General features: G+C 62.4%; 25 protein-coding genes and 1 pseudogene. 20 read left to right on the forward strand and 6 right to left on the reverse strand.

Going from position 1 to position 25249, the window contains the following annotated elements:
- The first annotated feature begins 8 nt into the window (after positions 1-8).
- The 4 genes and pseudogenes from NJD74_RS14090 to NJD74_RS14105 form a co-directional block, all read left to right on the forward strand.
- Complete coding sequence (locus NJD74_RS14090) at positions 9-1151, forward strand: CBASS cGAMP synthase (protein ID WP_319624396.1); 1143 nt, start codon at positions 9-11, stop codon at positions 1149-1151.
- Positions 1148-2770, forward strand: a complete 1623-nt coding sequence (locus tag NJD74_RS14095) for a ThiF family adenylyltransferase (protein ID WP_319624397.1) — start codon at positions 1148-1150, stop codon at positions 2768-2770. The genes NJD74_RS14090 and NJD74_RS14095 overlap by 4 nt, the downstream gene beginning before the upstream one ends.
- Positions 2761-3234, forward strand: a complete 474-nt coding sequence (locus NJD74_RS14100) for a Mov34/MPN/PAD-1 family protein (protein ID WP_319624398.1) — start codon at positions 2761-2763, stop codon at positions 3232-3234. Before NJD74_RS14095 ends, NJD74_RS14100 begins: the two co-directional genes overlap by 10 nt.
- A 60-nt stretch (positions 3235-3294) precedes the next feature.
- Positions 3295-3369, forward strand: a pseudogene (locus NJD74_RS14105) (transposase); the annotation flags it as partial.
- 102 nt (positions 3370-3471) lie between these two features.
- Here the strand turns inward: NJD74_RS14105 and NJD74_RS14110 are convergent.
- Positions 3472-4797 carry a chloride channel protein gene (locus NJD74_RS14110; RefSeq protein WP_319624399.1) on the reverse strand — a complete coding sequence of 442 codons (1326 nt, stop codon included), beginning with the start codon at positions 4795-4797 and terminating at the stop codon, positions 3472-3474.
- A gap of 361 nt (positions 4798-5158) precedes the next feature.
- Here NJD74_RS14110 and NJD74_RS14115 point away from each other — a divergent pair, with 361 nt between their 5' ends.
- From NJD74_RS14115 to NJD74_RS14160, 10 genes are all read left to right on the forward strand, one after another.
- Positions 5159-5830, forward strand: a complete 672-nt coding sequence (locus NJD74_RS14115; RefSeq protein WP_319624400.1) for a thermostable hemolysin — start codon at positions 5159-5161, stop codon at positions 5828-5830.
- Complete coding sequence (locus NJD74_RS14120) at positions 5827-7323, forward strand: AMP-binding protein (protein WP_319624401.1); 1497 nt, start codon at positions 5827-5829, stop codon at positions 7321-7323. Before NJD74_RS14115 ends, NJD74_RS14120 begins: the two co-directional genes overlap by 4 nt.
- Entirely contained in the window at positions 7320-7994 is a 675-nt protein-coding gene (locus tag NJD74_RS14125; protein WP_187576261.1) for an iron-containing redox enzyme family protein, read from the forward strand. The genes NJD74_RS14120 and NJD74_RS14125 overlap by 4 nt, the downstream gene beginning before the upstream one ends.
- On the forward strand, positions 7994-8830 hold the full coding sequence (locus NJD74_RS14130; RefSeq protein WP_319624402.1) for an SDR family oxidoreductase: 837 nt from the start codon (positions 7994-7996) through the stop codon (positions 8828-8830). Before NJD74_RS14125 ends, NJD74_RS14130 begins: the two co-directional genes overlap by 1 nt.
- 34 nt (positions 8831-8864) lie before the next feature.
- The gene (locus tag NJD74_RS14135) at positions 8865-9479 is read left to right on the forward strand and encodes a hypothetical protein (RefSeq protein ID WP_319624523.1); all 615 of its coding nucleotides are present in this window, start codon (positions 8865-8867) and stop codon (positions 9477-9479) included.
- A 24-nt stretch (positions 9480-9503) separates the two neighbouring features.
- Positions 9504-10178, forward strand: a complete 675-nt coding sequence (locus NJD74_RS14140; protein ID WP_187576260.1) for a response regulator transcription factor — start codon at positions 9504-9506, stop codon at positions 10176-10178.
- A 17-nt stretch (positions 10179-10195) separates the two neighbouring features.
- Positions 10196-11563: an ATP-binding protein gene (locus NJD74_RS14145; protein WP_319624524.1), complete on the forward strand. Its 1368-nt coding sequence runs from the start codon at positions 10196-10198 to the stop codon at positions 11561-11563.
- 268 nt (positions 11564-11831) lie between these two features.
- Positions 11832-12527, forward strand: a complete 696-nt coding sequence (locus NJD74_RS14150) for a VIT family protein (RefSeq protein ID WP_319624403.1) — start codon at positions 11832-11834, stop codon at positions 12525-12527.
- Between the two features lie 114 nt (positions 12528-12641).
- The gene (locus tag NJD74_RS14155) at positions 12642-13361 is read left to right on the forward strand and encodes a response regulator transcription factor (RefSeq protein WP_319624404.1); all 720 of its coding nucleotides are present in this window, start codon (positions 12642-12644) and stop codon (positions 13359-13361) included.
- Complete coding sequence (locus tag NJD74_RS14160; RefSeq protein ID WP_319624405.1) at positions 13358-15337, forward strand: PAS domain S-box protein; 1980 nt, start codon at positions 13358-13360, stop codon at positions 15335-15337. Before NJD74_RS14155 ends, NJD74_RS14160 begins: the two co-directional genes overlap by 4 nt.
- 37 nt (positions 15338-15374) lie before the next feature.
- Here NJD74_RS14160 and NJD74_RS14165 read toward each other — a convergent pair whose 3' ends face one another.
- On the reverse strand, positions 15375-16094 hold the full coding sequence (locus NJD74_RS14165; RefSeq protein ID WP_187576256.1) for a helix-turn-helix domain-containing protein: 720 nt from the start codon (positions 16092-16094) through the stop codon (positions 15375-15377).
- Between the two features lie 199 nt (positions 16095-16293).
- Here NJD74_RS14165 and NJD74_RS14170 point away from each other — a divergent pair, with 199 nt between their 5' ends.
- Positions 16294-17067, forward strand: coding sequence for a glucose 1-dehydrogenase (locus NJD74_RS14170; RefSeq protein WP_319624406.1), 774 nt, complete (start codon positions 16294-16296; stop codon positions 17065-17067).
- A 152-nt stretch (positions 17068-17219) separates the two neighbouring features.
- Positions 17220-17723, forward strand: a complete 504-nt coding sequence (locus NJD74_RS14175) for a GNAT family N-acetyltransferase (RefSeq protein WP_316250754.1) — start codon at positions 17220-17222, stop codon at positions 17721-17723.
- Between the two features lie 47 nt (positions 17724-17770).
- Here the strand turns inward: NJD74_RS14175 and NJD74_RS14180 are convergent, their stop codons facing one another.
- From NJD74_RS14180 to NJD74_RS14190, 3 genes are all read right to left on the reverse strand, one after another.
- Positions 17771-18352 (reverse strand): hypothetical protein, encoded by a 582-nt coding sequence (locus tag NJD74_RS14180; RefSeq protein WP_187576253.1) that lies wholly within the window; start codon positions 18350-18352, stop codon positions 17771-17773.
- A gap of 209 nt (positions 18353-18561) precedes the next feature.
- Positions 18562-19962 (reverse strand): MBL fold metallo-hydrolase, encoded by a 1401-nt coding sequence (locus tag NJD74_RS14185; protein WP_319624408.1) that lies wholly within the window; start codon positions 19960-19962, stop codon positions 18562-18564.
- A 111-nt stretch (positions 19963-20073) separates the two neighbouring features.
- Complete coding sequence (locus tag NJD74_RS14190) at positions 20074-20901, reverse strand: universal stress protein (RefSeq protein ID WP_319624409.1); 828 nt, start codon at positions 20899-20901, stop codon at positions 20074-20076.
- A 150-nt stretch (positions 20902-21051) separates the two neighbouring features.
- Here NJD74_RS14190 and NJD74_RS14195 point away from each other — a divergent pair, with 150 nt between their 5' ends.
- The 4 genes from NJD74_RS14195 (at position 21052) to NJD74_RS14210 (ending at position 24751) form a co-directional block, all read left to right on the forward strand.
- Positions 21052-22332 (forward strand): DUF4010 domain-containing protein, encoded by a 1281-nt coding sequence (locus NJD74_RS14195; protein WP_319624410.1) that lies wholly within the window; start codon positions 21052-21054, stop codon positions 22330-22332.
- An 88-nt stretch (positions 22333-22420) separates the two neighbouring features.
- Positions 22421-23191: a universal stress protein gene (locus NJD74_RS14200; protein ID WP_319624411.1), complete on the forward strand. Its 771-nt coding sequence runs from the start codon at positions 22421-22423 to the stop codon at positions 23189-23191.
- A gap of 20 nt (positions 23192-23211) precedes the next feature.
- Positions 23212-24051, forward strand: coding sequence for a universal stress protein (locus tag NJD74_RS14205; protein ID WP_319624412.1), 840 nt, complete (start codon positions 23212-23214; stop codon positions 24049-24051).
- A complete protein-coding gene (locus NJD74_RS14210; RefSeq protein ID WP_049430396.1) occupies positions 24041-24751 on the forward strand; it encodes a DUF2238 domain-containing protein in 711 nt (236 codons plus the stop codon). The genes NJD74_RS14205 and NJD74_RS14210 overlap by 11 nt, the downstream gene beginning before the upstream one ends.
- Here the strand turns inward: NJD74_RS14210 and NJD74_RS14215 are convergent.
- Entirely contained in the window at positions 24730-25029 is a 300-nt protein-coding gene (locus NJD74_RS14215) for a metalloregulator ArsR/SmtB family transcription factor (protein ID WP_032967187.1), read from the reverse strand. The genes NJD74_RS14210 and NJD74_RS14215 overlap by 22 nt on opposite strands.
- Positions 25030-25249: the final 220 nt, after the last annotated feature.

Consider the following 25249-nt stretch of genomic DNA (forward strand, 5'->3'; position numbering starts at 1 on the left):
GAACCGATATGCTCAACCTCAGCCCGCTGTTGTTCACCACGGTCGCCGATGAGGCGTGCCTGCATTCCAACCTGGATTTGAGCGACGCCGAGCGTGCGCTGATTGCGCACGCCCGGGCCGAGGTTCGAGACTGCTTGCGTACGGGAATTCCTCGCGTTCTGGCTGAACGTGGCTACACCGATACGGTGCCGCAGCCGCGATTCTTCACGCAAGGCTCCTGGGCGTACAAGACGCTCAACGCGCCGGCCCGAAAGCCGCAGCAAGCCGACGTTGATGACGGGTGCTACTTGCCGATGAGCTTTGTATCTCAAGGCACGCGACCGAGCGTGGCTTCCACCATTTTCTTCGAGGCTGCCGAGCAAGCACTTGCTCCGCTGATCGAACGGAAGAAGTGGGAGCTTGTGAACAACAAGGACACTTGCATCCGGATCGTGATCTGTGGCTTCGCCCACATCGACATCCCGCTCTACGCCATCCCTGACAGCGAGTTCACCGCATTGACCAAGGCGTCCATGGAGAAATATGGATTTGACTCCATTGCCGAGGCAGCCATCTTCGCCGAACGCGACGCCTGGACCGCCCTGCCCCGCGACAAGGTGCTTCTGGCCCACCGTAAATGCAACTGGATGGCCTCAGACCCCCGCCCCGTCAAAGAGTGGTTCCTGCTGGAGGTTGACGAGAAAGGGGAGCAGTTCCGCCGGGTCATTCGTTATCTAAAGGCCTTTCGGGACTGGCGCTGGGAGAGCGGCGGCCCCTCCTCCATCCTCCTGATGTCGGCTGCAGCACCCATTTTCGAGAAACGTGAGCGGCGGGATGACCTTGCGCTGCTGGATGTCGTAGCCGGGCTGCCGCAGCGCCTGCGGGCGGGTGTGGTAAACCCAGTCGAGAACAGCGAGTCGTTGACTGCCCGTCTGGGCAAGCGCGGGGTGGAAGATGCCGCACAAGCCTTCGAGGCGCTTGAGGTCACGCTTCGCGGCTGCGTAAATGCGTCCAGCCCTTCTCAGGCCTGCGTGTGGATGCGCAGCGAGTTCGGCGATCGATTCCCCGCCGATGAGGAGCGCATCAAGGTGGTCTCGGTTGTTGCAACAATCGGTGCCACTTCGGCTCAGCCCGGACCCAGTGAGCTCGTCGGCCGGAGCAAGGCAGGGTGAGCCGTGCCACGCCCATGCAGGTGATTGAGGCGTTTGGGCGCGAAGGCTTCGATTTCGCAGGCAAGGCAGATAACGGTTGGTTCCGGGTTTCTGGGCATCTGTTCTCGGACGTCACTCCGGAGGGGGTGCCATGCGAAATAGTACTGGATCCCAACTTCTTTGAACTTCCGCGCTTCCGGCTGCTCGAGATCCCATCACATCTTCCTGCCGTAGTCCCCCACCTCAACGCCAATGGCGGGCTTTGCTACATCGCCAATGGCACGGTGACGTTGGACATATTTGACCCGATCGGCCAATCGCTGGCTTGCCTGCGGCAGGCGCAGCATGTTTTCGATCGGATCATGCGGGGGGAGATGGTAGAAGACCTGACCGAGGAGTTCTATGCGTATTGGAATGGTGCGTATTGCCTTTCCGACCTCGACGGAAGTGCTCAGGGACGCCAGGAGTGCTTCATCGTGGAGGGCAACGAACGCCCGATCTGGTTCGTTACAGACAACCTTGCGCGAACCAAGAAGAAGGCTGAACTACTAGGATTCACCCCAACCGAAAGGACCACCCCGACCTACAAAATAGAGACCACTGCCCAACCACGCCCTGTCCCAGGCGTGTGGCCGCCCACCACCGTCAGCTCGCTGTTGACATGGCAAAGCCAACTGGACAGTCGCTGTAGGCGAAGCATCCATCGTCGTATCCAGCAAGGTGAGCGCGATCGGCTCAACGCGCTTCTTATTCTGATCGACTCACCAAAGATAACGTATGCCTTTGGGGTCATCTATGAACGAGATGAGCAGGCTCCGAAGGTGAAGTTTGCAGATCGGCGCGATCGCACGCTGGGATTGGAAATACTTCCGTTCTCCGTATTCAGGATTGATGAGCGTTATATCGCCGAGCGCAATATTCCAGGGCGGTCCACGCTCGCTGGGAAGACAATCGCGTTGCTTGGCTGTGGGACAATAGGCGGCTTCCTGGCCGAAATGCTGGTCAAGGCCGGCGCAGGAACTCAGGGTGGCACGCTGAAACTGATCGATTTCGACACTCTGGTACCACAGAATCTGGGGCGTCACCGATTAGGGTTTCCCTCCCTGCTCCAGAAGAAATCCGTGGCCATGGCTGAGGAACTTCGGCGCTTGGCACCTGGCGTATCGATTGAAGCGGTCACCCAGGATGCCCGGGAAGTCGATCTGTCCGATCAACACCTTCTCATCGATGCGACCGGCGAGGAGTCCTTGGGCCATTGGCTGGCGAACTACTACCCACGGCCGACTCAGGTGCTTTCCGTCTGGATTGAGGGCCCGGGAGTTGCCGTGCGCACGTTGCTTAGAACAGTGCAGGGCGGCTGCTATCGGTGTCTTTGGGAATTCACTCGGCGTGGAGAGATGTGCTCGACCACCGAGCCTTTGCCCAGCATTCTGTCAGGGCATGGGTGCGAGGGATTGTATGTGCCTTTTGGCGCCTCGGTTTCCATTCAAGCAGCTAGCTTGGGGGTAGATGCGGCGCTCGATTGGGCCAATGATATCGTCTCCCCCGCTCTGCGCACGCAAGTGCTGAACCGTGACTTCGCACAAGCTACGCCGGACGGTGATCTGCCCATTGAACGCGGATGCCCAGCATGCCACTGACGAATGACTGGTCCAGCCGTGATCAGCGCAAGCTTATCCATCTTTCGCCAGACACTTTGGGCGTGTTTGCCCGCTACATACAGGATAGCGATGAAGCTCCCGAGTCAGGCGGGCTACTTCTTGGGACAGTTCATGGCGAGCATCTCATCATTGAACAGGCCACCGCTCCAACCGTCTGGGATGTCAGGCTGCGCACTTTTTTCCACCGCTCCGCTATCGGCCACGCCAAGCTTGCGCTTGATCGATGGCGCGCCTCCCGTGGCACCGTGCGGTATCTGGGCGAATGGCACACCCACCCGGAGGACTACCCCATTCCGTCTGGGTTGGACCGCTCGGAGTGGCGCAGATTGGCCGCGTGTAGAAGAGACAAGCGACCACAGCTTTCGATCATCGTCGGACGACACGGGCTCCACGTCGAGCTGGTCCACAGCGACGGCAACGGCGTCTACTTTCAGCCCCATTGAATCGCCCAGGGTTCCGTAGACACCTCGCAGCCATAAACTATGGCTTAGGCGGAGGTGGTTATGAGCACGAAGCGGTACACCGATGAGTTCAAGATCGAGGCGGTCCGGCAGATCGTTGAGTACGGCCGTCCGGTACCCGCCTATCACCGCCACTCTTAGCAGCACGTTGCCTGCCGGGACCGCCCACTGATGCATCCAGCCAATTTGAATCGGCGAGATCGCGGCAGCGACAAATGGTTACGATTTGCTGCTCGGTTGCTGCAAACCCGGCGACAGCAACTGCTCCGCCAGTCCCTTGTATATCGGCGTCCGGCACACCAGCCCGGACATCCCACGGGCAGTGAGTACCGTTGCCAGGATAGGCAGCAGCAGATCGCCACTGTCCGTCAGTTCGAGCGAGATGACCGCCGAGGTCAATGGCGCCTGGGTGACACCGGTAAGGTATGCGCACATGCCCAGCAGCACGAACGCGCGCGGGTCCACGCCGGGCATCACCACCGCTAGGTTGTGGCCCAGGCCGGCGCCGACGGCCAGGGCCGGTGAGAACAGTCCGCCCGGAATGCCGGCCGCATAAGAGGCCAGGTTCGCCAGCAGCTTCATCAGCCCAAACTCGTGCCCAACCGTCGGTTGACCCTGCACAAGACTGCGCGCTTGCTCATAGCCGGTGCCAAAGGCCCCATCGCCGCACAATGCCGCCAGTGCCACCACCACCAGCCCGCAGCCAGCTGCCAGCAGCACCGGATGCCGCTGCCGCAGGTTGCCCAGCCAGCGCGGGCGCCCTGCAGCGCTGGCCAGCACCATGCGGGCAAATACCCCGCCCAGCAGACCCGCCACCACCCCGCACAGCAGGATGGCCAACCACCCCTGCCCCAACGGCAAGCCCGCTGTCACATGGCCGAAGTAGGTGTAGTTCCCTAGAAGGCCCAGCGACACTACGCCGCCGACGATGACCGCCGTCAACAGCGTGCCCGAGAAGCGATGCTCGAAGCGCCCGCTGAGTTCTTCAATAGCGAACACGATGCCGGCCAGCGGCGTGTTGAAGGCCGCCGCGATACCGGCCGCACCGCCCGCCAACAGGAAGTGCGACAGCTCCCGCGGATCCTTGAAACCGAACCAGCGGCCAAACAGGTACATCAGGCTCGCGCCCACGTGCACGGTTGGCCCCTCGCGACCCACCGATGCACCTCCCAGCAGCGACAGCGAGGTCAGGAGCAGCTTGCCTGCCGAGACCGCCGGTGAAAGGTTGGTTGTCCGGAATGCTTCATCTGGCTTGTCCAGCGCCGCGATCACCTGGGGAATCCCACTGCCCCGGGTGGGACGAAGCACCCCGCTGGTCAGCCACGCCAGCAGCGCAAAGATTCCCGGCGTGAGCAGCAGCGCCCACCACGGCGAGTGCTCAATGGCGCGTCGAAACAGGGCAAATGCCGCATCGCTGGCCTTGGAAAAAAGGATCGCGGCGAGCGCAACCACCACCGCGCCCGTCCAGAGGGCGGCACGGCGCCGCCATGCCTCGCTCCGCAACTGGCCGGTCAGGTGCGTCTGGATTCGGCGAATGTAGGTCATGACCTTAGTATGGCCACCGTCGCCGGGGACGGAAAGGCAGCTGCTTGGCGAGTGACCTTGCCTGATGTGGCCGGCACGGACCGGACACCTGTCCTTCGCCCGATATACATCGCCAAGCCTTCCCCCTCCAATGGTTCGCTTTCGGCCAAGAGCGGACATCTGCCCTACCACGATAAACACCCCTGATCCTCCGCACTGCCGGCGATTGATCAAATGCCCATCGAGGATACGCACTTGCTCCTGAGCGCCTGGGGGCTATGAAAGATGGCTGGGCGACCGCAACGAAAGTCTTCCCAAAAGATAATGACTGCTTAACTAACGGCTAATTCGTCCTTAATCCGGGCCGGCCAGCATGCTCGCCATGTCCTGGATCCCCACCTCTCTCGCTGTCACGTTCCCGTCGATCCTGCCGCTGTCGCAGGTCGTGGGCCCTCAAGACTCAAGCCGCAGCGAGGTGGAGCAGTTCATCGCCCACGTATATCGCGAACGCTACGGTGCCACCCTTCACGCGTTTCTGCCCCATCTGCTTGCGTTCCGGGATGGCCAGGGGCACTTGGTGGCGGCGGTCGGCATGCGCGCGGGCAGCGAAGGCCCATTGTTTGTCGAGCAATATCTCGATGAACCCGTGCAGGCCATCCTCTCGCATCGGGAGATCGCCAATGTGGGCCGCGACCGTATCGCCGAGATCGGCAACTTTGCCGCCACCACGCCTGGCATCGCCCGTGAGCTGATTGTCCGGTTGACCGAGATGCTGCATGCCGCACGCGTGCGCTGGGTGCTGTTCGCTGCCACCCAACAGCTGCGGAACGCCCTCGACCGACTGCATCTGGTGACGGTGGAACTTGGCGAAGCAAGCCCAGAGCGACTCACCGGCGATGCCTCCCAGTGGGGCAGCTACTACCAGGCCCGGCCGAAGGTGGTCTGCGGGAATGTCGCTGCCGGACGTGCGTTCTTGCATCAAGCACGAAAACGCGATTCGCGCGCCAAGACGGATCCTGATCCATCTCTGCAAGCCATGGCGGGGGCGCAATGAACGCACTGACCTCTCCCCTGATCGCCGGTCTCGGCGGGCGCAAGGCACGCGTGCTCACTTCCAGCGCGGAAATTGGCGATGAGCAGATCCGGCAACGCGCATTGCGATTGGCTAGTCGGCTGGACCTGCAAGGCATCGACCGCGTCGCAAGCCAGCTGGACAACGGTATTCACTGGCTGGTCTTGGATCTTGCCGTGCGCGAGCTTGGCGGCGTGCATGTGCCGCTGCCGACGTTCTTTTCCCCTGAACAGATTTCCCATGCCCTTGAGTCCAGCGGCGCCCAATGCGTGGTCACCGCCGGCGGTGCGCCTGCGCCAACAGGCAGCACGGGCGCACTGGGGACCCTGGATGGCGGGACGCTCGCCCAGTGGCGGACCTGTCCGGCGACGTCGGTCGACCTTCCCACTGGCACCGCATGCGTGACCTACACCTCCGGCACGACCGGCCGCCCGAAGGGCGTGTGCCTGTCGGCCGACACGCTGCTTACGGTGGCCAGTTCACTGGTGCAAGGGTCGTCGGCGATTGCGCCGCACCGCCACCTCTGCCTGATGCCGCTCTCCACGCTCCTGGAGAACGTCGTCGGGCTGTATGCAACACTGCTCTCGGACGCGCAGATCGCGCTCCCGTCGCTGGCGGAGATCGGTTACACCGGCGCCTCGGGCCTGGACGTGCCGACGCTGTTTCGGTGCCTGCACCGCTATCAGCCGGAGAGCGTCATCCTGGTGCCTCAGCTGCTACTGGCGGTGGTGATGGCCGCCGAAAGCGGTGCTCCCCTGCCCGCCTCGCTGCGCTATATCGCCGTCGGCGGCGGGCGCGTGGGGCCGGGGTTGCTTGCACGGGCGCGCGCCCTGGCGCTGCCGGTCTTCGAAGGCTATGGGCTGACCGAATGTGCCTCGGTGGTGTGCCTCAATCAACCCGGTGCGAGCCGGGATGGCAGCGTCGGCAAAGCGCTTCCACACGCTCGTATCGCCATTGTCGACAATGAAATCCAGGTCGATGGGGCACGCGCACTGGGCTACCTCGGTGCCGAACCGCTTCCCGACGGTCCCATCCGCACTGGCGACCTGGGCCACGTCGACGCTGACGGATTCGTCCACGTCACCGGCCGCCGCAAGAATGTCTTCATCACCGCCTTTGGTCGTAATGTCTCGCCGGAATGGGTGGAAAGCGAGCTTCTCTCCCATCCAGACCTGGCCCAGGCGGTGGTATGGGGCGAAGCACAGGCCGACAACGTCGCCGTGCTGGTTCCGCGTCGCGCCGACCTGGACGATGCCGCCCTCGCCCGCGCCGTAGCCGAGGTCAACGCCGGCTTGCCCGACTACGCCCGCGTCTCGCGCATCGTGCGCGCACCGGCGCCATTCTCTGCAAGTACCGGGCTGCTCACCGCCAATGGGCGCCCGCGTCGCGACGCCATCCTGTCCCATTTCCAGGCCGAGGTCGATGCGAGCTATCGCCGTCCCGCCTCCGTTCCTTCCACGGGAGTATCCGCATGAGTTTCCATTCCGAACTGCTCGCCCAGACCCAGCAGGAGCGGTCCACCCTGATCTCCGTGCCGATCATCCAGTCCGCGCTGGGGGGCCAGATTTCCCGCGAAGACTACGTCGCCTTTCTGGGGCAGGCCTACCACCATGTCAGGCACACCGTCCCGCTGTTGATGGCCTGCGGGGCGCGTCTGCCGGCCCGGCTTGAATGGCTGCGCACCGCCATTGGTGAGTACATCGAAGAAGAGATGGGCCACCAGGAGTGGATCTTGGACGACCTTGCGGCCTGCGGTGCAGACCGCGCCCAAGCCGCCGCCAGCCTGCCGTCACTGGCCACCGAGTTGATGGTGAGCTACGCCTACGACACCATCCACCGCGGCAACCCGGTCGGTTTCTTCGGCATGGTGTTGGTGCTGGAGGGAACCAGCGTGGCGCTGGCGACCCGTGCGGCCAACACGATCCAGACCTCGCTCGACCTGCCGCGAAACGCGTTCAGCTACCTGCTGTCCCACGGCGACCTGGACATCGAGCATGTCGGTTTCTTCGAAGGGCTGATGGAGCGCTTGGATGATCCGGCGGATCAGCAGGCCGTCATCCACGCCGCCCGGCGCTTCTACGTGCTGTATGGCGACATCTTCCGCACGCTGCGTCAGGACGGCGTGCGCTGGGCGGAGGCCGCGTGATGAATCTCGCCGGGAGGACCGTCATCGTCACCGGCGCCAGTGGCGGCATCGGCGTGGCGCTGTGCCACGCGTTGGTCCAGGCCGGCGCCTCGATCATGGCCGTCGGGCGCAACCGCAGCCGGCTCACCACACTTGCCGCTGCGCTACCGGCCGGGCGCGTGCACACCGTGGTCGCCGACCTGTCCGCGCCACTAGGCCGCTCCCACCTGATCGCTGCGATCGGACAGGCAAATGTCTCCCCCTCGATGCTGGTGCTGGGCCACGCCCAGAGCGCGTTCGGTCTGTTTGAAGACCAGCACCCCGATGAGCTGGAAAACCTGCTGCAGACCAACCTGGTCGGCTCGGCGCTGCTGATCCACGCCCTGTTGCCGGTCTTGCGCCGCCACGAACAGGCCAGCGTTGTTGCCATCGGCTCCACCTTCGGCAGCATTGGCTTCGCCGGCTTCGCCACCTACAGCGCCAGCAAGTTCGGCCTGCGGGGGCTCATGGAAGCGCTGTCACGGGAACACGACGGCACCGGCCTGAGCTTCCAGTATCTCTCCCCGCGCGCCACGCGCACCGCCTTCAATACGCCTGCCGTCGATGCGCTCAATGCCGAGCTCAAGGTCGGCAGCGATGCGCCGGAGACCGTCGCCGCTGCGCTTGTCCACGCTATCGTCCAAGGCGACCGGCGCCGCCAGCTCGGCTGGCCGGAAAAGCTGTTCGCGCGCATCAACGGCATGTTCCCCGCGCTGGTCGACCGCAGCCTGCGTGCCCAGCTTCCCATCATCAGGCGCCACGCCGCTCAAGCGCAGCCCATCCACGAGGACTCCTCCCATGAAGCAACGTCACGGTAAAACCATGTTCATCCTGCTCATCAGCGCGTTGGTCATGTTGGTCGGCATTGCCTGTGCCGCCGAACCGGGAACGCCCATGACGGTCGCCCAGTTGCGCGACCGCTGGGCCCAGATCAACTACCAGACCAGTAAGCCGCAGCGACAGACCGCGTTCGAGGCCTTGGCCAGCCAGGCAGCGAAGACCCGTCAGACCGAGCCGGGTGATGCCGGTGCACTGATCTGGGAGGGTATCGTCCTCTCCAGCCTCGCCGGCGAGAAAGGTGGCATGGGGGCACTCAGCCTGGTGAAACAGGCACGTGCGGACTTCGAGGCCGCCCTGAAGATAGATCCCAACGCACTGCAGGGTGCGGCCTACACCAGCCTGGGAGCCCTTTACTACCAGGTGCCGGGGTGGCCATTGGGATTCGGCAATGACGACACCGCAGCGGCCATGCTGAAGAAGGGCTTGGCCGTGGACCCGAACGGTATCGATGCCAACTACTTCTACGGGGATTTCCTGCGCGACCAGAAGAACTGGCAAGGCGCCCGGGCAGCGCTCGAGAAGGCGATTGCTGCACCTGCCCGCCCCGGCCGGGAAGTCGCCGATGCCGGCCGGCGCGCCGAAGCGACCGCCAAACTCAACGAGGTCCGGGGCCACCTTGCCAAGTAAGCCCGGGACAACGAGACTGCCTGCATGCGCATCCTGCTCGCCGAAGACGATGCATCACTCGGGGAAGGTATCCGGACCGCCCTACGTCGAGCGGCATACGCCGTGGACTGGGTGCAGGACGGTGCCTCCGCGCTGACCGCCATCGGCGACGGCGACATGGACCTGGTTGTGCTTGACCTGGGTCTGCCACGAATGGACGGGATCGACGTCATTCGCAAGGTGCGCGCAGCGGGCGGAAACGTGCCCATTTTGGTCCTCAGCGCCCGCGAGCGGGCGTCTGACCGCACCCTTGGGCTGGACGTGGGTGCCGACGACTACCTGGGCAAGCCGTTCGACACCCCCGAGCTGCTTGCCCGGGTGCGCGCCCTGCTCCGCCGCAGCGTAGGCCGTGCAAAACCGACGTTGGAAGCGGGCGCGCTGAGCCTGGACCCGGCGGGTCTGACTGCTATCTGGAAAGGGCACACGTTGGACCTGACGCGGAGAGAGTTCGCCCTGCTGAGACTGCTCATGGAACAACAAGGCAGACCGCTTGGGCGCGAGACCATCCAGCAGCACCTGTATGGCTGGGATGAGGACGTGGCCAGCAATGCCGTCGATGTGCATGTCCACCAACTGCGCAGGAAGCTGGATCCAGGCATCATCCGCACGGTGCGGGGGATCGGCTACGCCTTGGGCGACCCCTCGGATGCGGCTGCATGACGTCCATCCGTCGCCGCCTGCTGGTCGTGTTGCTGGGGGTGCTCTCCCTGCTCATGCTCCTGGCGGCCGGTCTGAGCTACCGGGCCGGGCTGCAGGAGGCCGGGGAAATGTTCGACGCTCGCCTGGTGCAGTCCTCGCGGGTGCTGTTGAGCCTGGTGGACGAGCCGCTCAGCGATCTGAGCGCATTTCCCGGCGACCCCATCGTCCTGCGCGGGTGGCACGGGCGCGCCGACGGCGTTGGCGAGGCATTGGCCTTCAAAGACGGGCACGCATACGAAAACAAGCTGGCGTTTCAGATATGGGCACCTGAGGGTCGCCTGCTTCTTCGATCGGACAGTGCGCCCACTGCGCCAATGGCGAGCTTGTCGCCGGGCTACGCGGATGTCGACATAGACGGGGCGCAGTGGCGCACCTTTACGCTGCGCTCGTCACAGGGTCGCTGGTTTCAGTCCGCCGAGCGCTCGGACATCCGCCAGGAGCTGGCCGAGGACATCGCCATCGGCACGCTGCTGCCACTGTTGTTTGCGCTTCCGGTGATGGCCTTGGTCATCTGGCTGACGGTCGCCTGGGCGACGCGCTCGTTGCGGAAAGTCTCCACCGACATCGGTGAGCGTGACCTAGACCGAATGACACCCTTGGATGACACGAAGCTCCCAGAGGAGGTCCACGGCCTGGTTCGCGCGGTAAACGAGCTGCTGCAGCGGCTTGATCTAGCCTTGGCACGCGAGCGTCGCTTTATCGCAGATGCAGCACACGAGCTGCGCACGCCGATCACCGCAGTGAAGGTTCATGCCGACAACGCGCGGCTGGCCATGCTTGATGAAGAACGCCAAGAGTCACAGCGGTTGCTTGCCCGAGGGGTCGAACGGGTTGAGCGCTTGGTATCACAGCTGCTGTCGCTGAGCCGAACCGAGCGCAACATCAGCAAGGATACGTTTCGCAAGCTGAGCTTGGACGCCCTGGTGAGCAACGAGGTTGAAGAGCTCAAGGCCTTGGCGGCTTCCAAGAGTCAGGTCATGAACCTCGTTCTCGACAAAGCGGACGTCTTCGGCGACGAGTTCTCGTTGGGCCTGCTGGTTCGCAACCTCGTCGAGAATGCCATACGGTATACCCCCGAGCATGGGGTCGTGGTGCTGTCTACCGAACAGACGGGCGAGCAATGCGTTCTTACGGTGGAAGACTCAGGACCCGGCATTCCCAAGGACCTGCAGGACCGCGTCTTCGACCGTTTCTACCGTGTGATCGGAAGTGGCGCGGAGGGCAGCGGATTAGGCCTGTCTATCGTCCAGGAGACATTGGACGTGCACGGCGGGAAGATCAGCCTTGGAACGTCGCAATGCCTCAACGGGTTGAAGGTGACTGTGAAACTGCATACCAACGCGTAGCCTCCTAGGTGGCGTCCTTGGTGGCGCGGGTTCAAAGAGCATAGTGAATTCTCCCTCAGGCAATAGCACAGGCGGTCGTCCATCCAAGAACACGAAAAGTTTTGAGATGTTCTGCTGAACAAGGTCTATGAGATCTAACCTGACAACTTGCAAGCTGACCATTATTGATCCGCGCAACCCAATGTTGGGGGACCGCCCGATTAGACGCCTAGTGCCTTCAGCGGGCTGGGAGTACCTTCAAAAGCTCGACACACTCCAAGGACATGTCATGAGCCACGGAGAATTTCATCGCAGTCAACGCGGCGGCTGGTTGCGTGCCGGAGTATTGGGCGCAAATGATGGACTTATATCGACCAGTAGCCTGGTCGTCGCCATGGTCGGTGCTGGCGCGGTAACTCAAACGATACTTGTCGCGGGCCTCTCAGGACTGATCGCCGGCGCACTCTCGATGGCGGCGGGCGAGTACGTTTCAGTCAGCTCTCAGGCAGATGCGGAAAATGCAGACGAAGAGAAGGAGCGCGGGGAGCTGCTGAGCCAGCCCGACGCAGAGTTGCTTGAGCTGACAACCATCTACGAAAAGAGAGGGTTGACGCGACGGCTTGCTGAGGAGGTTGCCCGCGAGCTGACCGCGCATGACGCGCTGTCAGCACATCTGAGGGACGAACTGGGCATTCACGATGTACTGAAGGCAAGGCCACTCCAGGCAGCAGGTGCCTCTGCAATATCATTTGTCGTCGGCGCCCTGCCCCCGGTTCTTTTGGCTGCAACCGTGGCGCATAGCAACCTGGCGGGAGTTGTCGTCGTAACCACGCTATGCGTCCTGGCCGCGCTCGGGGCTGTTGCGGCGCGGCTCGGTGGAGCGTCCCAACTGCGCGGCGCGCTCCGGGTTGTGGTCTGGGGCGCCATCGCAATGGGGGCCACCTACGCCATAGGGGCGTGGTTTGGGGTGCTGACCGCGCCATGATCACGACCCTCCGGAAGAAACAGTGGAGCCTTCGCAAAGATGAATCAAGGGCTTGCCACGTGCAGGCCGCAGCTAAGGGTATGATCATCCAAACTATGCCGTAAGGGCGCGTCGATGGCAGTGCTCGAACGACCCCTGATCCCCCGACCGCGCATCCTCTTGGTCGAAGACGACGAGGCCATTGCCGGCCTCACAGCCCGCTTCCTGCAGAATCACGGCGTCGAGTGCCACATTGCCGCAGGCGTTGCGGCGGCGGAACAATGCCTGTCCCGAGGGGGGGTTGACCTGATCCTGCTGGACCTCGGCCTGCCAGATGGGGATGGGCTGACGATGTTGCGAGATCAGTCCTGTCAGATTCCGGTCATCATCGTGACCGGCCGAGGTGACTCGGTGGATAGAGTCGTGGGCCTTGAGCTCGGTGCCGATGACTATGTTACCAAACCGTTTGATTACCGCGAACTGCTGGCCCGCATACATTCGGTGCTGCGGCGTGCACAGCATCCGTCGCCATCAGTCAGAGATACTTTCCTCTTCGATGGGATACTCCTCAACGCGTCGGAGCGGGTGGTGCTTGACCGTAACGGCAACGCGATCCGCTTGACCTCGGCCGAGTTCGACCTGCTTTACGCGCTGGTTCAAGGCGCCGGCAAGGTACAGAGCAGGGATCAGCTGATGAATACGCTACACGGACGCGATGCGGGCCCCTTCGATCGTGCTATCGACGTCCACATCGGCCGACTGAGGCGCAAGCTCGAACGTGATCCTTCGCAGCCTCAGCTGATCCAGGCGACCCGAGGCGTCGGCTATCGGTTGGCTGCCAGCGTGTCGCCGTGACCGCACTGATGCTCCCACAGTTATTTGATATCGTTCCTGATGCGCTGCTGTTGGTGGATGCAGAGGGGCGCATAATCCGTGCCAACGGCAACGCAGAGCGTCTTTTTGGTTATGGCGATGACGGGCTCGTTGGCCTCGCCGTGGAAGCACTGATACCGGCCGACGCGAGAGAGCGACATCTCCAGCATCGCCTCGGTTACATGTCGTCTCCGCGCGTCCGACCGATGGGCCAATCCGATCAGGTGCTGGTCGGACAGAAGGCGGACGGTCAGCAGTTTCCGGTGGAAATCGCGTTGAGTCCGATCGACACCACACACGGACGACACTACTTGGCGTCGGTGCGCGATATCTCGGAGAGTCAACGCGTTCGGCAAGCCCTGGTGCGGGCCAGCTATGATGCCTTCATTGCGCGGTTGGGACAGATGGCACTGGACGCGGGCAGCGAGCAACAGCTTGTTCGCTCACTGCCTGGCATGCTTATTGATGAACTGCAGGCCGACGCAGTCGCGTTGGCCTTTCCTGAGTCGGACGGTCAAGCCATGGATGTGCGCGTTGCCGGACAGATCAACCGCGAGGCCCTTGAACACATACTGTCGTCACGCTGGGCGCTGATTGAAGCGTCGCTTCCAGTGGACCGCGCCACCATTCTTGATGATCGGCAATTGGAACTGCTGGGCGAAGCTGGTGAGGGGTTTGCGTGTGGTGCAGCAACGCTGCTCCGTGACCGCGACCAGCCGACAGGGATTCTGATGGTACTTTCCACAGATACGCGACCGATCCAGCACGACATCCTTCATCTGATACAGGGCGTCGCAGTCCTGGTTGCGGCGATAATGCAGCGCCGCAGAACGGCGGAGCAACTCGCCCACGCGCAACGCCTGGATGCGCTCGGCCAGTTGACCGGCGGTATCGCGCACGATTTCAACAACTTGTTGACCATCATCTCCGGCAGCCTGCAGCTTCTTGATGACGAGTACGCCGCTCACCAAAGCGCGCGCGATCTTATCGCAGGTGCCCTCCACTCAGTGGCGCGCGGAGCATCTCTCACCTCCAAGCTGCTTGCCTTTGCAAGACGCCAACCCCTGGCTCCCCAATCGGTCAAGCTTCACCAGCTGGTCCACGATCTGGGCACCATGCTGCAACGAATCCTGGGCGAGTCATTCTCGTTGACGATCGAATGTCACCGTGGCCTCCCACCAGCGCATGTGGATCCCTGCCAGCTTGAGACAGCGTTAGTCAACGTGGTGTTGAATGCACGCGATGCCCTTCCGGGAAACGGCGAAATCCTGCTCTCCGTTGGCGAGCAATGGGTCAGACCGCGGGAGATGGAGGATCTGCAGGCAGGGCACTACATTGTCATCCGGATCGCGGACCGCGGCATGGGCATGTCCGCCAGTACCGCTCGACGCGCAGTCGAGCCCTTCTTCACCACCAAGTCGATGGGTCAGGGGAGCGGCCTTGGCCTGAGCATGGTATATGGCTTCACGAGGCAGAGCCGAGGCATGTTGCACATTGACACCGTCCACGGCCGAGGCACAACGGTAAGCATGTACCTCCCGGTCGCCACGTCCCTGCCAGAGCGCGTGCTGCCCCCGCGACATCGTGTGGAGGGCGCGCGGCAGACCATTCTGGTGGTGGAAGACGATCCCGGCGTGCGACGGGTTGCCGTATCGCTTCTCCAAGCGGCGGGCTATGTCACTTTGGAAGCATGCGACGCGGTCGAGGCACTTGCGATCGCAAAGATGCATCCGGATACGGCCTTGGTCTTCAGCGACGTCATGCTGGGAGGCGCGATGAACGGCCATTCGCTGGCATCCACCTTGCGCGAGCAGCTGCCCGGCTTGGCGGTGCTCCTGACCACTGGCCACGATGACGCGCCCGATGCCACTCCCGACCTCGGGCACTGTGGCACCTTGCTACGCAAACCGTATCGGCGCGAGGATCTCTTGCTCGCGGTCCAGCAACTGATCGCTTGACAGCGTTCTTCGCACCCGACATGGGCGCCTCAAGAGATCAGTTCAGCGTTGTTGACTGCGCACGCAGGCGCGGCAGATCGACGATGCGTATATGCGAACGACTGACCTCGATGAGGCCTTGATCCTGCAACCTGTGCAACGCGCGGACGACTGTCTCGATCTGCATGGCAAGAAAGCTGCCGATGTCGGCACGCGTCATACTAAGCAGCATCTGTGTCGCGCTGAAACCGCGCTCGGCCAGGCGCGTGGAATAATCAAGCAGGAACGATGTCAACCGCTGCTCGGCATTCAGGCTGCCGAGGGCGAGCATCCATTGCCAATCCCTTCTTATCTCCGAGGCGAGTATCCCGGTCAAGCGCGCCTCGAATTCAGGAAGGCACTGACGCAGAAGGAAGGGCTGCAGATCCCACACCTCGCCATCATCCAGTGCGATTACGTCACATGGATACACAGCCAGGTCCAGTGCTTCCTGACCGAGCAGTTCGCCGCGCATCGGGAACGCCGTCACACGTTCTCGGCCATCTTCACTGATGAGAGCACTTTTGAAGATGCCCGACCGCACCAAGAACAATCCACGAAATGGCTGGCCTGCGCGGATGACGTGCTGCTTCCTGCGAACGCGGCGTCGGACTAGGGGCATACCCTGCAGCAGGTGCTCCAAGCTCCCGCCAACACCGGCGGCGCCGCCGCCTTGAAGGCCAAGAAAGGTTTCCACACCCGCCGTTTCGAACGTGACGCGATTGGGAGTGTCCCACATATCCAATCCTCTACTTGACCCATACCTAATTTAGGCGAGGGGGGTTTCTGACGGATGGCGGTGGAGTACTGTTTTGTAAAGATCTGTAAAGAACCGCATTTCTTGATGCAGGTCAACACACCCTGTTCCGGTGCGCCACAAAATTAGGATAAGTATTGGGGGTGCTGTGCGTGCCTCCAACCTGAAGAGGACGCTTCAAATGAATCGATTGAAAGGAAAGGTCTGCATCATCACGGGTGCGTCAGTGGGCATTGGCCGCGCATGCGCAGTTCGCATGGCCGAAGAAGGCGCCGCGGTAGCCCTGTTCGACATACATGACGGAGAAGGCAACGCATTGGTCAATCAGCTGGCTGGCACTGGCTCTGCCGCGATCTACTGGCACGTCGACGTTCGTCAGGAAACAAGTGTGCACGATGCCATCGACGCCGTCGTGGATCGGTTTGGGCGTCTGGATGTCATCGTCAACAATGCCGGAATCGCTGGCGCCAACCGTCCGACCCACGAGCTCAGCGAGGCCGATTGGGACCAGGTCCAGGCAGTGAATGTCAAAGGCGTCTTCTTCTGCACCAAGCATGCCCTGCCCCACATGCGCAGGAACCATGCCGGCAGCATCATCAATCTTTCTTCCATCTATGGCTTGGTGGGCGCAGCGGACCTTCCCGCCTACCACGCGTCCAAGGGCGCGGTCACGCTGATGAGCAAGACAGATGCGTTGATCTATGCGAGCGACGGCATTCGGGTCAATTCGGTGCACCCTGGCTTCATCTGGACTCCGCTTGTCGAGCAGCACTTGCGAGACAGCGGTACCGCTGATCTGGTGGCCGGTAGACACGCGCTGGATCAACTGCACCCGTTGGGCCATGTCGGTACGCCGGACGATATTGCCTGGGGAGTGGTCTTCCTTGCATCGGAGGAATCCCGGTTCGTCACGGGCTCGTCCCTGGTGATCGACGGTGGCTACACGGCGCGCTGAGGTTGCACGTAACACCACGTAAGTTGATCTACGTCAATTCGCTGGCTCCGGAGGGGGCCTAGCATGCAAGCGTCCCATTCGCCTCGGCTGCCATGAACACTCCAGACCCATCATCTCCCCTATCCCCCGAGCTCTTTCCACGCTGGATAGAGGTGCTGCGCGACCGTACGAAGGTATTAATTCGACCCGTCACAGCGGCGGACAGGGATATCGAGCGCGCGTTCATTGAGGGCTTGTCGCCACAGGCCCGCCGCTTCCGGTTCCTGGGCCAGATTCGGTCGCCCAGCGAACAGTTGCTGACGCAGTTGACGGTACTGGACCACACTCACCAGGTCGCGTTTGCTGCGGTCGTTTCTGACGAGTCCTGTGAGCAATTGATCGGGGTGAGCCGTTACAGCACCAATGCCTCCGGGGATGCCTGCGAGTGCGCAGTGACGGTCGCCGACGAATGGCAGGGACGTGGATTGGGGGTGATTCTCATGAACCACCTGATTGCCATCGCCAAGTCGCGAGGAATCAAGCGGATGTACTCGATTGATGACGCCCAGAACACACATATGCGGGATCTGGCCAAGCATCTTGGCTTCAGCAGCCATATCGATGACGAAGACCATTGCCAGGTCATTCATGAGTTGCTCCTCGATTCCAGTACATGAGATCGCGAAAGGCAACATCGTGTTCGCCTTCCGCCGTGCTCACGCGATCACAGCGCTCCGGTTCCGAACGAAAGACAGCCCGCGCACGTCCCGTCACCATCCCCCCATCGCATCGGCTTGGGGAACAACGCATGCAGCGCCTGTCGGTCAGTGACTGCTGGGTACTCCAGAAAGTGCGCGGCTACCGCATTGACCGAGTCCGTCGTGGCCAGATAGATGCACACATCGGCCAGCCCCGACGCTCGTGCCAGGGTAGCTTTGGTGGTGACCGGTGCCGCATACACCAACAGCGCCGGACCATACATGCGGGCCATTCTCAAGGCAGCTTCAATGGTGGAGGCTTTCGCTGAGCCGTCATCGAGCACAATGATCGTTCGCTGCTCGATTCCGGCAGATGAGCAGATTTCGCAGCGACCGCGATACGCCTGTGCCTGGGCCAGGAGCGATTGCTGCACATCCTCGTGGCCTGCTTCGAAGGCGTTGGCTTCTGGGCCGTCCAACGACGGTGAGCCTTCCGCCCTCGCCCGTCGGCCGGCGGCCGCGACATGGAATGATGCAGGTACACGCACGTCAGCTATTACCGCGAGCCTAAGCTGCGCCCCAAGCGAATCTGCGATGAGGCGTCCCATGGGCAGCACGGTACACGAAACAGCAAGTAGCGATGCCCGGGTTCGCTTGTACGCACTCAACGCGTCTGCGAGCCCGAGAGCTGCTTCAACCCAATAGCGGAAGACAAGGTGTGTCACGAAAGTATCCCGTTTTTCAGAAGATTCGCACTCTCCGCCCATGCCGACGGGCGCCAACGACCTACGGCGTCTGCAGCCATGCCGGACCTTACTCAGCCCGGGTCGAGATCAATGTGCTGTAAGTACTCGGGGATGCATGCAGACCAATGCAGCTGCCGCTCAATGGCTAACCTCAGAGCGTCGGCAGCGTCTGGCTCTCCGTGTGTGATGAAAACCCGCCGCGGAGTCGTCTGTGCCGTGCGCAGCCAGCTTAGAAGTTCATCGGCGTCGGCGTGGGCAGAAGCTGCTTCCACCTGTACCACCTCGGCACGTATCGGCACGTCCTGACCATAGATTCGCAGTAACTTGTCACCGCGCACCAATGCCGCCCCGCGCGTTCCCCCTGCCTGGAAGCCTGGCAAAAGGATCATGTTGCGACAATCCGGGCCAAAGGCGATGAGATGATGAAGAATGCGTCCCCCGGTCAGCATTCCACTACCCGCGACGATGATCATAGGGCCTTGCCGAAGGTTGAGAGCCTTGGATTCCTCGATGCTATTGACGAACCGGGTTGCCGCGTGCAACCGCTCCAGTGCGGCGTCATCCAGCAGATGTTCGTTTCTGTATTTCCCATAGAGCAAGGTGACGTCCTTTGCCATGGGGCTGTTCAAGTAGATCGGGGCGCGCGGAATCCGCCCTTCCGCCTGCAGGGTGGCGATCACGTGCAACAAGAGCTGGGCGCGCCCCACCGCGAACGCCGGTATCATCACCACTCCACCCCGCCCGAGGGTGCGCCGGATCGGCTCGATAAGCAGGTCCGTCAAAGACGTCGTCGGATGGCGCCGATTGCCGTATGTCGATTCGACCACGACCCAATCCGATGCCGGCAGCGCCCAGGGAGGGCGCATCACCGGATCGTTCGAACGACCGACATCACCACTGAACGTGATGCGCCTGCCCCGATGGATCAGCGATACCGATGCGGCGCCAAGGATGTGTCCCTGTTTGCGAAACGTAGCCGTTACGCCAGGCACCGGTTCAAAGGGATCGGAAAAGTAGACGACGCGCATTAGATCCAAGCACCGTTGCGCATCCTCCTCGGTGTAGAGCGGCTCGGCCGGATGGTGTTTCGAGCTGCCACGCTGATTGGCGTGGCGCGCCTCCTCCTCCAGCAGGCGCGCGGCGTCGGGGAGAAGTATCCTGCATAGATCCCGGGTGGCCGGTGTGCACCACACGGATCCATGGAATCCCTGCTTCATCAGTCGTGGCAGATATCCGCTGTGATCCAGGTGCGCGTGGGTGAGCACCACCGCATCAATGGATGCGGGATCCACCGGAAACGGTAGCCAGTTCCGCAATCGCAGCGGTTTGTATCCCTGGAAGAGCCCGCAATCCACCATGACGCGGGCGCCACCGGCCTCTATCAGGTAGCGTGAGCCGGTGACAGTATCCGTGCCGCCCAGGAACGAGACACTGAGGCGGGTTGCATCGTGAGGCGGATTGTTCACGTACATGGATCACCTGGGAGGGCATTGGATCAGCCGTGCGGCAGGCCAAGCCGGCGTTGCTCGGCAGCCGATGCCCGGTACGGGAGAACTGGGTGGCCAGCGGGCTTCACGCCGATCTCAGTGGGCGAGAAATACTGGTATCGGACTGTGCCGGATCAGTGTGCGGGTGACGCCGCCAAACAGGAATTCCGAGGCACGGGATCTGCCGTAGCCGCCGGCGACAATGCAATCGGCGCCGCTCTCCTTCACGAAGTTCAGTATGGCCGGTCCTGCTCCACCTTCCTCATAGCCGCGGTGCACAGGCGAGGCTGAGACGCCGTGGCGCTGTAGATGAGTCACCAGGCGCAGAGTCGCGTCTTTCTCCCTGCTGGGTTCGCCGGGACCGGCATCGATAGACAACAGGTGTACACGCTGTGCAGCGACAAGCAACGGCAAGGCATCATGGACCGCGCGAATGGATTCCCTCGTGCTTTTCCATGCAATTACAACGTCACGCGGCACCGCATCGCGTGCGTCCGGTGGCACGAGCAGCAGCGGCACGCCCGATTCCACCAGCAACGAGGAGACAAGCGTGTCCTCAATGCCGGGGTCATCGCGATGCAACCCCAAGATGGTCAGGTCAACGCATCGTGACTGAGGCATCACCTGATCCACAGGCCCCTCCCACACCCTCTCGTTCGCGGACACGAGCCAATCTACCCCTGCGCCCGCCAGCCGCTCCTCCAGCGACGTGGCAAGCATCCTGACCGTTTCCTTGGCCGGCTCGTGCAGAGCGGTGTAGACGGCAGGGTAGTACATCCAACCCGTCGCTACCGGCACAACTACACTGGCCCCAGCCAGAGCTACCAGACGGCTCCCCTGCTCACGCGAAAGCGCCGTGGCCAGACCCAACGCCTGCTCGTGCAGGCGCCCCAAGACGAAGGGCAGCAGAATGTCGCAGTACATGATCGGTCTCCCCGGGGTGAAGGAGTCGTTAGCTTGAGCCCCGCGCGACGAATGAACTTGATCGAAGTCAACGAAAGTTCCCCTGGATCGTTGACTTGGATCAAGTCATCCCGGGATTCGTTCTGGACAAATGCCTGAGCAGAATCGCCATTGACCGATTCCAGTGGGCAACCAAAAATGCTGAGCATCGTCCAGGATCCGGCAGGCACCGCCGCGGGGCTGATTACCGCCTCTGTCGTGGGCGCCCTTGTTGGACTGGCCTGGCAGCGAGCAGGCGGGAGGATGGCGGCGGCCCACACGCGCTTTGGGGGCAGTGTTGTGCTTGCGCTGGTCGCGATCTCAGGCGGGTTGGGAGCGCTGCTGGGAGGCGCGGCGCTGGTAGCTGGCGCGGTGCTGCTGGGCCTGGCAGTCTGCCCTCGCCCACGACACTCCCAGGCAGCCGCGGCCAGTCTGATTGTGCTGCCTGCCCTGTATCTGGTAGGCGCCATTGCGGTAAGTGCACCTGCAACGGCGATCCTCGCCGGCAGTGCCATCCTGGTGATACTGGTTGGGGGCCCTGCCCTGATACGGAAGGTGAATGCGAAGGTTTCCAGCCGTGAGCTTCGGGACGTCGCAACGGTGCTGGTTGCTGGCTTTCTGATTCTTCCCTTGCTTCCAGACCGCACCGTCGACCCTTGGGAAGTCATCAACCCGAGTCGGCTCGGCACACTCATCGTGGCGCTGATGGCAGTCAGCGTCGGAGCGCACCTGGCGCTAAGCCATCTGGGGCCCCGGTCGGCCTTGGCCTTGACCGGCTTCGCCGGTGGGTTTGTCTCCAGTACCGCCACCATCGCGGCAATGGCGGACGGGGCGCGGTCGTCGCCCCGGCTGGCGCCTGCATTCGCAGGAGCAGCCTTGCTTTCCAACGTGGCCATGATTCTGCAGTTGGGCCTGGTAATGGGCACGCTGGCACCTGCATTACTCGCCTACAGCATGGTCCCGCTGGTCTGCTCGGCAATCGTGGCCATGGGGATAGCATTGGCATTCGGATGGCGGTCCTTGCTCAGTACCTCAGCGGTGTCCGGGCTGGCCATCGTGCGGCCATTCAAACCGTTGGCGATCGTGGTTTTTGTTGGGCTGATCGTCATTCTGCTTCTGGCAGCAAGTCTGCTGCGAGACTGGCTGGGTGACGAGAGCCTGCCCTGGACTCTGGGCATCTCCGGCATTGCCGACGTACATGCCGCCACCGCCTCTGCCGCCCAGATGGTTGGTGCGGAGCGGATCAGCAACGGTATCGCGATACAGGCGATCACCATCGCACTCGCGACCAACTCATTGCTGAAATGCTTGATCGCCGCGGCAAGGGGCGGATGGCGCTTCTCTGCTCCGTTGTTGATCGGGACCAGCCTGATCGTCGGAACGTTCGCTGTGGCCGCCGGGCGTAGCGGGTGATCGTCAACACCTTGACCCACGTCAATATCTCCGCGCAGGACTGGCGGAGAATGCGGGGCAACGCCGGCCTCTGTGTCCAACAGCCAAGATGGATATTCTTGTCCCTTTGACGGATACGCCCGCTGATGCTTCTGCCATGCAGCTGGCAGCAGCGCTTGTCGGCGCCCGTGGCGGGCACATCACGCTGGTGCAGCCAGTGGAATCTCCCTTGCCCGACGTTGCACGCGCCGAAGTCCCGCCCAGAGTCGCCACGCTCTTGCGCCGGGTTGCGCAGTGGAGCGTTCCGCATGACATCCAGATCGAGGACGGGCGCGCGGAACGTCCTGTGGACGCGATTGCCCTGCGCGCACAGGGTTTCGACCAGGTGATAATGGCGTGCGCCGGACATGACCACGCCGAGCGCAGGCTGCAACATGCTCAGTTCTCTTCACTGGTTAGCCGATCCGGACGCCCCATCCTGGCATTGCCAGGGAGAACCCGTTTCGACGGAATCTTCAAGCGGGCCGTCATCGGCTGGAGTGCAACCCCCGAATCCGCTCGCGCGGCACATGATTTCCTGAGCTTGGATTTCGCGTGTGCCCTTGTGGTTACCACCGTGGACGGAAGTGACCGGGTCAATGAACATGCTCAGGCGTTCATCAACAGTCTGATGCGGCAGGGGCGAGAAGCGATATTTACTCCCGTGTCGTCAGATGGGGGGAGCGTGGCTGAAGCGCTACTGGGCCACGCATTTGATAGCCAGGCGGATCTACTCGTCTGCGGCGCCTATGGCCATTCGCGCGCGCGCGAATGGCTGCTGGGGGGAACGACGAGGGAGCTCTTCGAGCGCACCCTCACGCCCCTGTTCCTGTCACGTTGACGCACCAGGATGCCAGAGCCATGTTGAAGGATATTCTTGTGCCTTTGTCAGACTCATCAGCAGATGACGCGGCCATCCGCTTCGCCGTCGAGATCGGCAGGTCGCAGGACGCGCGGGTGCGCATCATCGAAACGGTCGACCTGCCTCCGCCGGCGATCGGGACTGCTGATCCGACGCCCCGCGCATCGTTCCTGGCTGCCCAGGACGCATGTCGGCGGGAGGCCTCGGAAAGAGCCTCAAGGATCAGGGCCAGAATCGCAGAGCACCCTGGTGTTTCCGTAGAAGTTCACGAAGCGGGCATTGAATCTCCTGCAGAGCTCGCCGCTCGACTGGCCTTCTCTGAGGATCTGGCCATTGTCGGGGGCTGGTCAGGATTCGCCAAGGCCGACCCAGCGGGCGTGGCCCTGTTCAATGCGCTGCTTTTTGACGCGGGAAGGCCCGTTGTGGTGGTGCCGCCGCATTGGCGGGCAAGCGACCACTCGTGTGCGATTGTGGGTTGGAAAGACACCCCAAACGCATGCCGCGCCCTGCACAGCGCGATCCCATTGCTACAGCAGGTGCAGACTGTCCTTCTGGTGGAGATATGCAGCCATTCGGACGAGATGGAGGGTGCTGCTGGCACTGTCACAGCTTCCCTCATTGAACACCTCCGGAGCTGGGGCATCGCCGCATCGGCCACCCGGCTGCTTGCCAGACACCGCCGTTCCAGCGAGGTCCTGCTCGATCACGCCCGCGCGACCAAGGCGACGTTGATCGTGGTTTGCGGATACGGACACTCCCGCCTGCGCGAGCGGACCATCGGAGGGATGACGATGGAGCTATTGCAGGGGGCGACCATTCCGGTCCTTTATGCCCATTGAGTACCCCCAACGCCAGGATCGTGCCTCGGCAGCGGCGAAAGGCAGATTGGGGAGCACGCAGTCGGACTCCTGGCGCTTCGCGCTGTTCTGCCTTGGAATCTACATAGGGTGCTGGCTGCTTGCCGCAGTCGAACCCTACCACCGGCGCGACTGGTTGCTGGAGAATCTGCTGGTATTCATCGCCATTCCCTACGTTGTCTTCCAGCAGTGGAAGCGCCCGTTCCGGCCCGCAACCAATGTCTCGCTTCTGCTTTTTCTGTGCCTGCATGCCGTGGGCGCTCATTTTACGTACTCGGAAGTCCCTTACGACGCTTGGGCGCAGAAACTTGCGGGCTACAGGATCACCGACCTGTTCGGCTGGGATCGCAACCATTTCGACAGACTCGTTCACCTCGCCTACGGCGTATTGGTCTTTCCCGCGGCGAGAGAGCTCTACGCAAGGCGTGCTGTGGCCAGCGAGCTGACGCTGACCCTGATTGCCACTCAGTTCATCGTCGCCACGTCCGCTGCCTATGAACTGATCGAATGGGGCGCGGTTCTGGTGGTCGACCAGGACCTTGGAATGGCTTATCTCGGCATCCAGGGCGACGTGTGGGATGCGCATAAGGATGTGCTGTTGGCGTCGGCTGGAGCGATCATCAGCGCGGTGGGTGCCAGCGTACGGCACGCCACGTCTGCTCACTCCCGGTCGTCGGACTGATCCACGCAGAAGATCCTGTGCATGGCAACCAGCATCGCCTCAACGCGGCTGTCATTGATGCGATAGAAGACTGAACGTGACTCTCGCCGGGTCGTCACCAGATGCCGTTGACGCAGTTCGGCGAGCTGCTGGGAAAGGGCCGGCTGTCGGATGCCGGTGGCCTCCTCGAGGGCACCGACGGTCGACTCCCCTTGGGACAGCTGACAAAGCAACAGCAGACGCGACGGCGTGGCCATGAAGCGCAGCAACTCGGCCACTTCAGGCGCCCGTTCCTTCATGTCGGCCAGGTTGTTGGCGGTGAGGCGGTTGGTCAAGAGCGGTTCACCAGAAAGGAGAGCTAGAGCGTACCTGTTAATCCGCACGCCAGCTGAACCGGACAAAGGACACGAGGCGGCACTTACATAGTTTACGTAAGTATGTATTAATATCCATCATCCAACCACCGGGAGCGAGTCGTGAACAGGCCTGTCGTCGTCGATTCTTCATTGGAGAGAGCTC

The sequence above is a fragment of the Stenotrophomonas sp. RG-453 genome, assembly GCF_033843685.1.
GTDB classification, from domain to species: domain Bacteria; phylum Pseudomonadota; class Gammaproteobacteria; order Xanthomonadales; family Xanthomonadaceae; genus Stenotrophomonas; species Stenotrophomonas bentonitica_A.

What these genes read in the sequence shown, in the direction of transcription:
- NJD74_RS14140 (WP_187576260.1), top strand. Translation starts at nt 9,504, where the DNA reads ATGCGCATCCTGCTCGCCGAAGACGATGCATCACTCGGGGAAGGTATC.
- NJD74_RS14170 (WP_319624406.1), top strand. Translation starts at nt 16,294, where the DNA reads ATGAATCGATTGAAAGGAAAGGTCTGCATCATCACGGGTGCGTCAGTG.
- NJD74_RS14180 (WP_187576253.1), bottom strand. Translation starts at nt 18,352, where the DNA reads ATGGGACGCCTCATCGCAGATTCGCTTGGGGCGCAGCTTAGGCTCGCG.
- NJD74_RS14200 (WP_319624411.1), top strand. Translation starts at nt 22,421, where the DNA reads ATGGATATTCTTGTCCCTTTGACGGATACGCCCGCTGATGCTTCTGCC.
- NJD74_RS14125 (WP_187576261.1), top strand. Translation starts at nt 7,320, where the DNA reads ATGAGTTTCCATTCCGAACTGCTCGCCCAGACCCAGCAGGAGCGGTCC.
- NJD74_RS14215 (WP_032967187.1), bottom strand. Translation starts at nt 25,029, where the DNA reads ATGAAGGAACGGGCGCCTGAAGTGGCCGAGTTGCTGCGCTTCATGGCC.
- NJD74_RS14150 (WP_319624403.1), top strand. Translation starts at nt 11,832, where the DNA reads ATGAGCCACGGAGAATTTCATCGCAGTCAACGCGGCGGCTGGTTGCGT.
- NJD74_RS14100 (WP_319624398.1), top strand. Translation starts at nt 2,761, where the DNA reads ATGCCACTGACGAATGACTGGTCCAGCCGTGATCAGCGCAAGCTTATC.
- NJD74_RS14115 (WP_319624400.1), top strand. Translation starts at nt 5,159, where the DNA reads ATGTCCTGGATCCCCACCTCTCTCGCTGTCACGTTCCCGTCGATCCTG.
- NJD74_RS14185 (WP_319624408.1), bottom strand. Translation starts at nt 19,962, where the DNA reads ATGTACGTGAACAATCCGCCTCACGATGCAACCCGCCTCAGTGTCTCG.
- NJD74_RS14110 (WP_319624399.1), bottom strand. Translation starts at nt 4,797, where the DNA reads ATGACCTACATTCGCCGAATCCAGACGCACCTGACCGGCCAGTTGCGG.
- NJD74_RS14210 (WP_049430396.1), top strand. Translation starts at nt 24,041, where the DNA reads ATGCCCATTGAGTACCCCCAACGCCAGGATCGTGCCTCGGCAGCGGCG.
- NJD74_RS14120 (WP_319624401.1), top strand. Translation starts at nt 5,827, where the DNA reads ATGAACGCACTGACCTCTCCCCTGATCGCCGGTCTCGGCGGGCGCAAG.
- NJD74_RS14130 (WP_319624402.1), top strand. Translation starts at nt 7,994, where the DNA reads ATGAATCTCGCCGGGAGGACCGTCATCGTCACCGGCGCCAGTGGCGGC.
- NJD74_RS14165 (WP_187576256.1), bottom strand. Translation starts at nt 16,094, where the DNA reads ATGTGGGACACTCCCAATCGCGTCACGTTCGAAACGGCGGGTGTGGAA.
- NJD74_RS14090 (WP_319624396.1), top strand. Translation starts at nt 9, where the DNA reads ATGCTCAACCTCAGCCCGCTGTTGTTCACCACGGTCGCCGATGAGGCG.
- NJD74_RS14155 (WP_319624404.1), top strand. Translation starts at nt 12,642, where the DNA reads ATGGCAGTGCTCGAACGACCCCTGATCCCCCGACCGCGCATCCTCTTG.
- NJD74_RS14205 (WP_319624412.1), top strand. Translation starts at nt 23,212, where the DNA reads ATGTTGAAGGATATTCTTGTGCCTTTGTCAGACTCATCAGCAGATGAC.
- NJD74_RS14190 (WP_319624409.1), bottom strand. Translation starts at nt 20,901, where the DNA reads ATGTACTGCGACATTCTGCTGCCCTTCGTCTTGGGGCGCCTGCACGAG.
- NJD74_RS14135 (WP_319624523.1), top strand. Translation starts at nt 8,865, where the DNA reads ATGTTGGTCGGCATTGCCTGTGCCGCCGAACCGGGAACGCCCATGACG.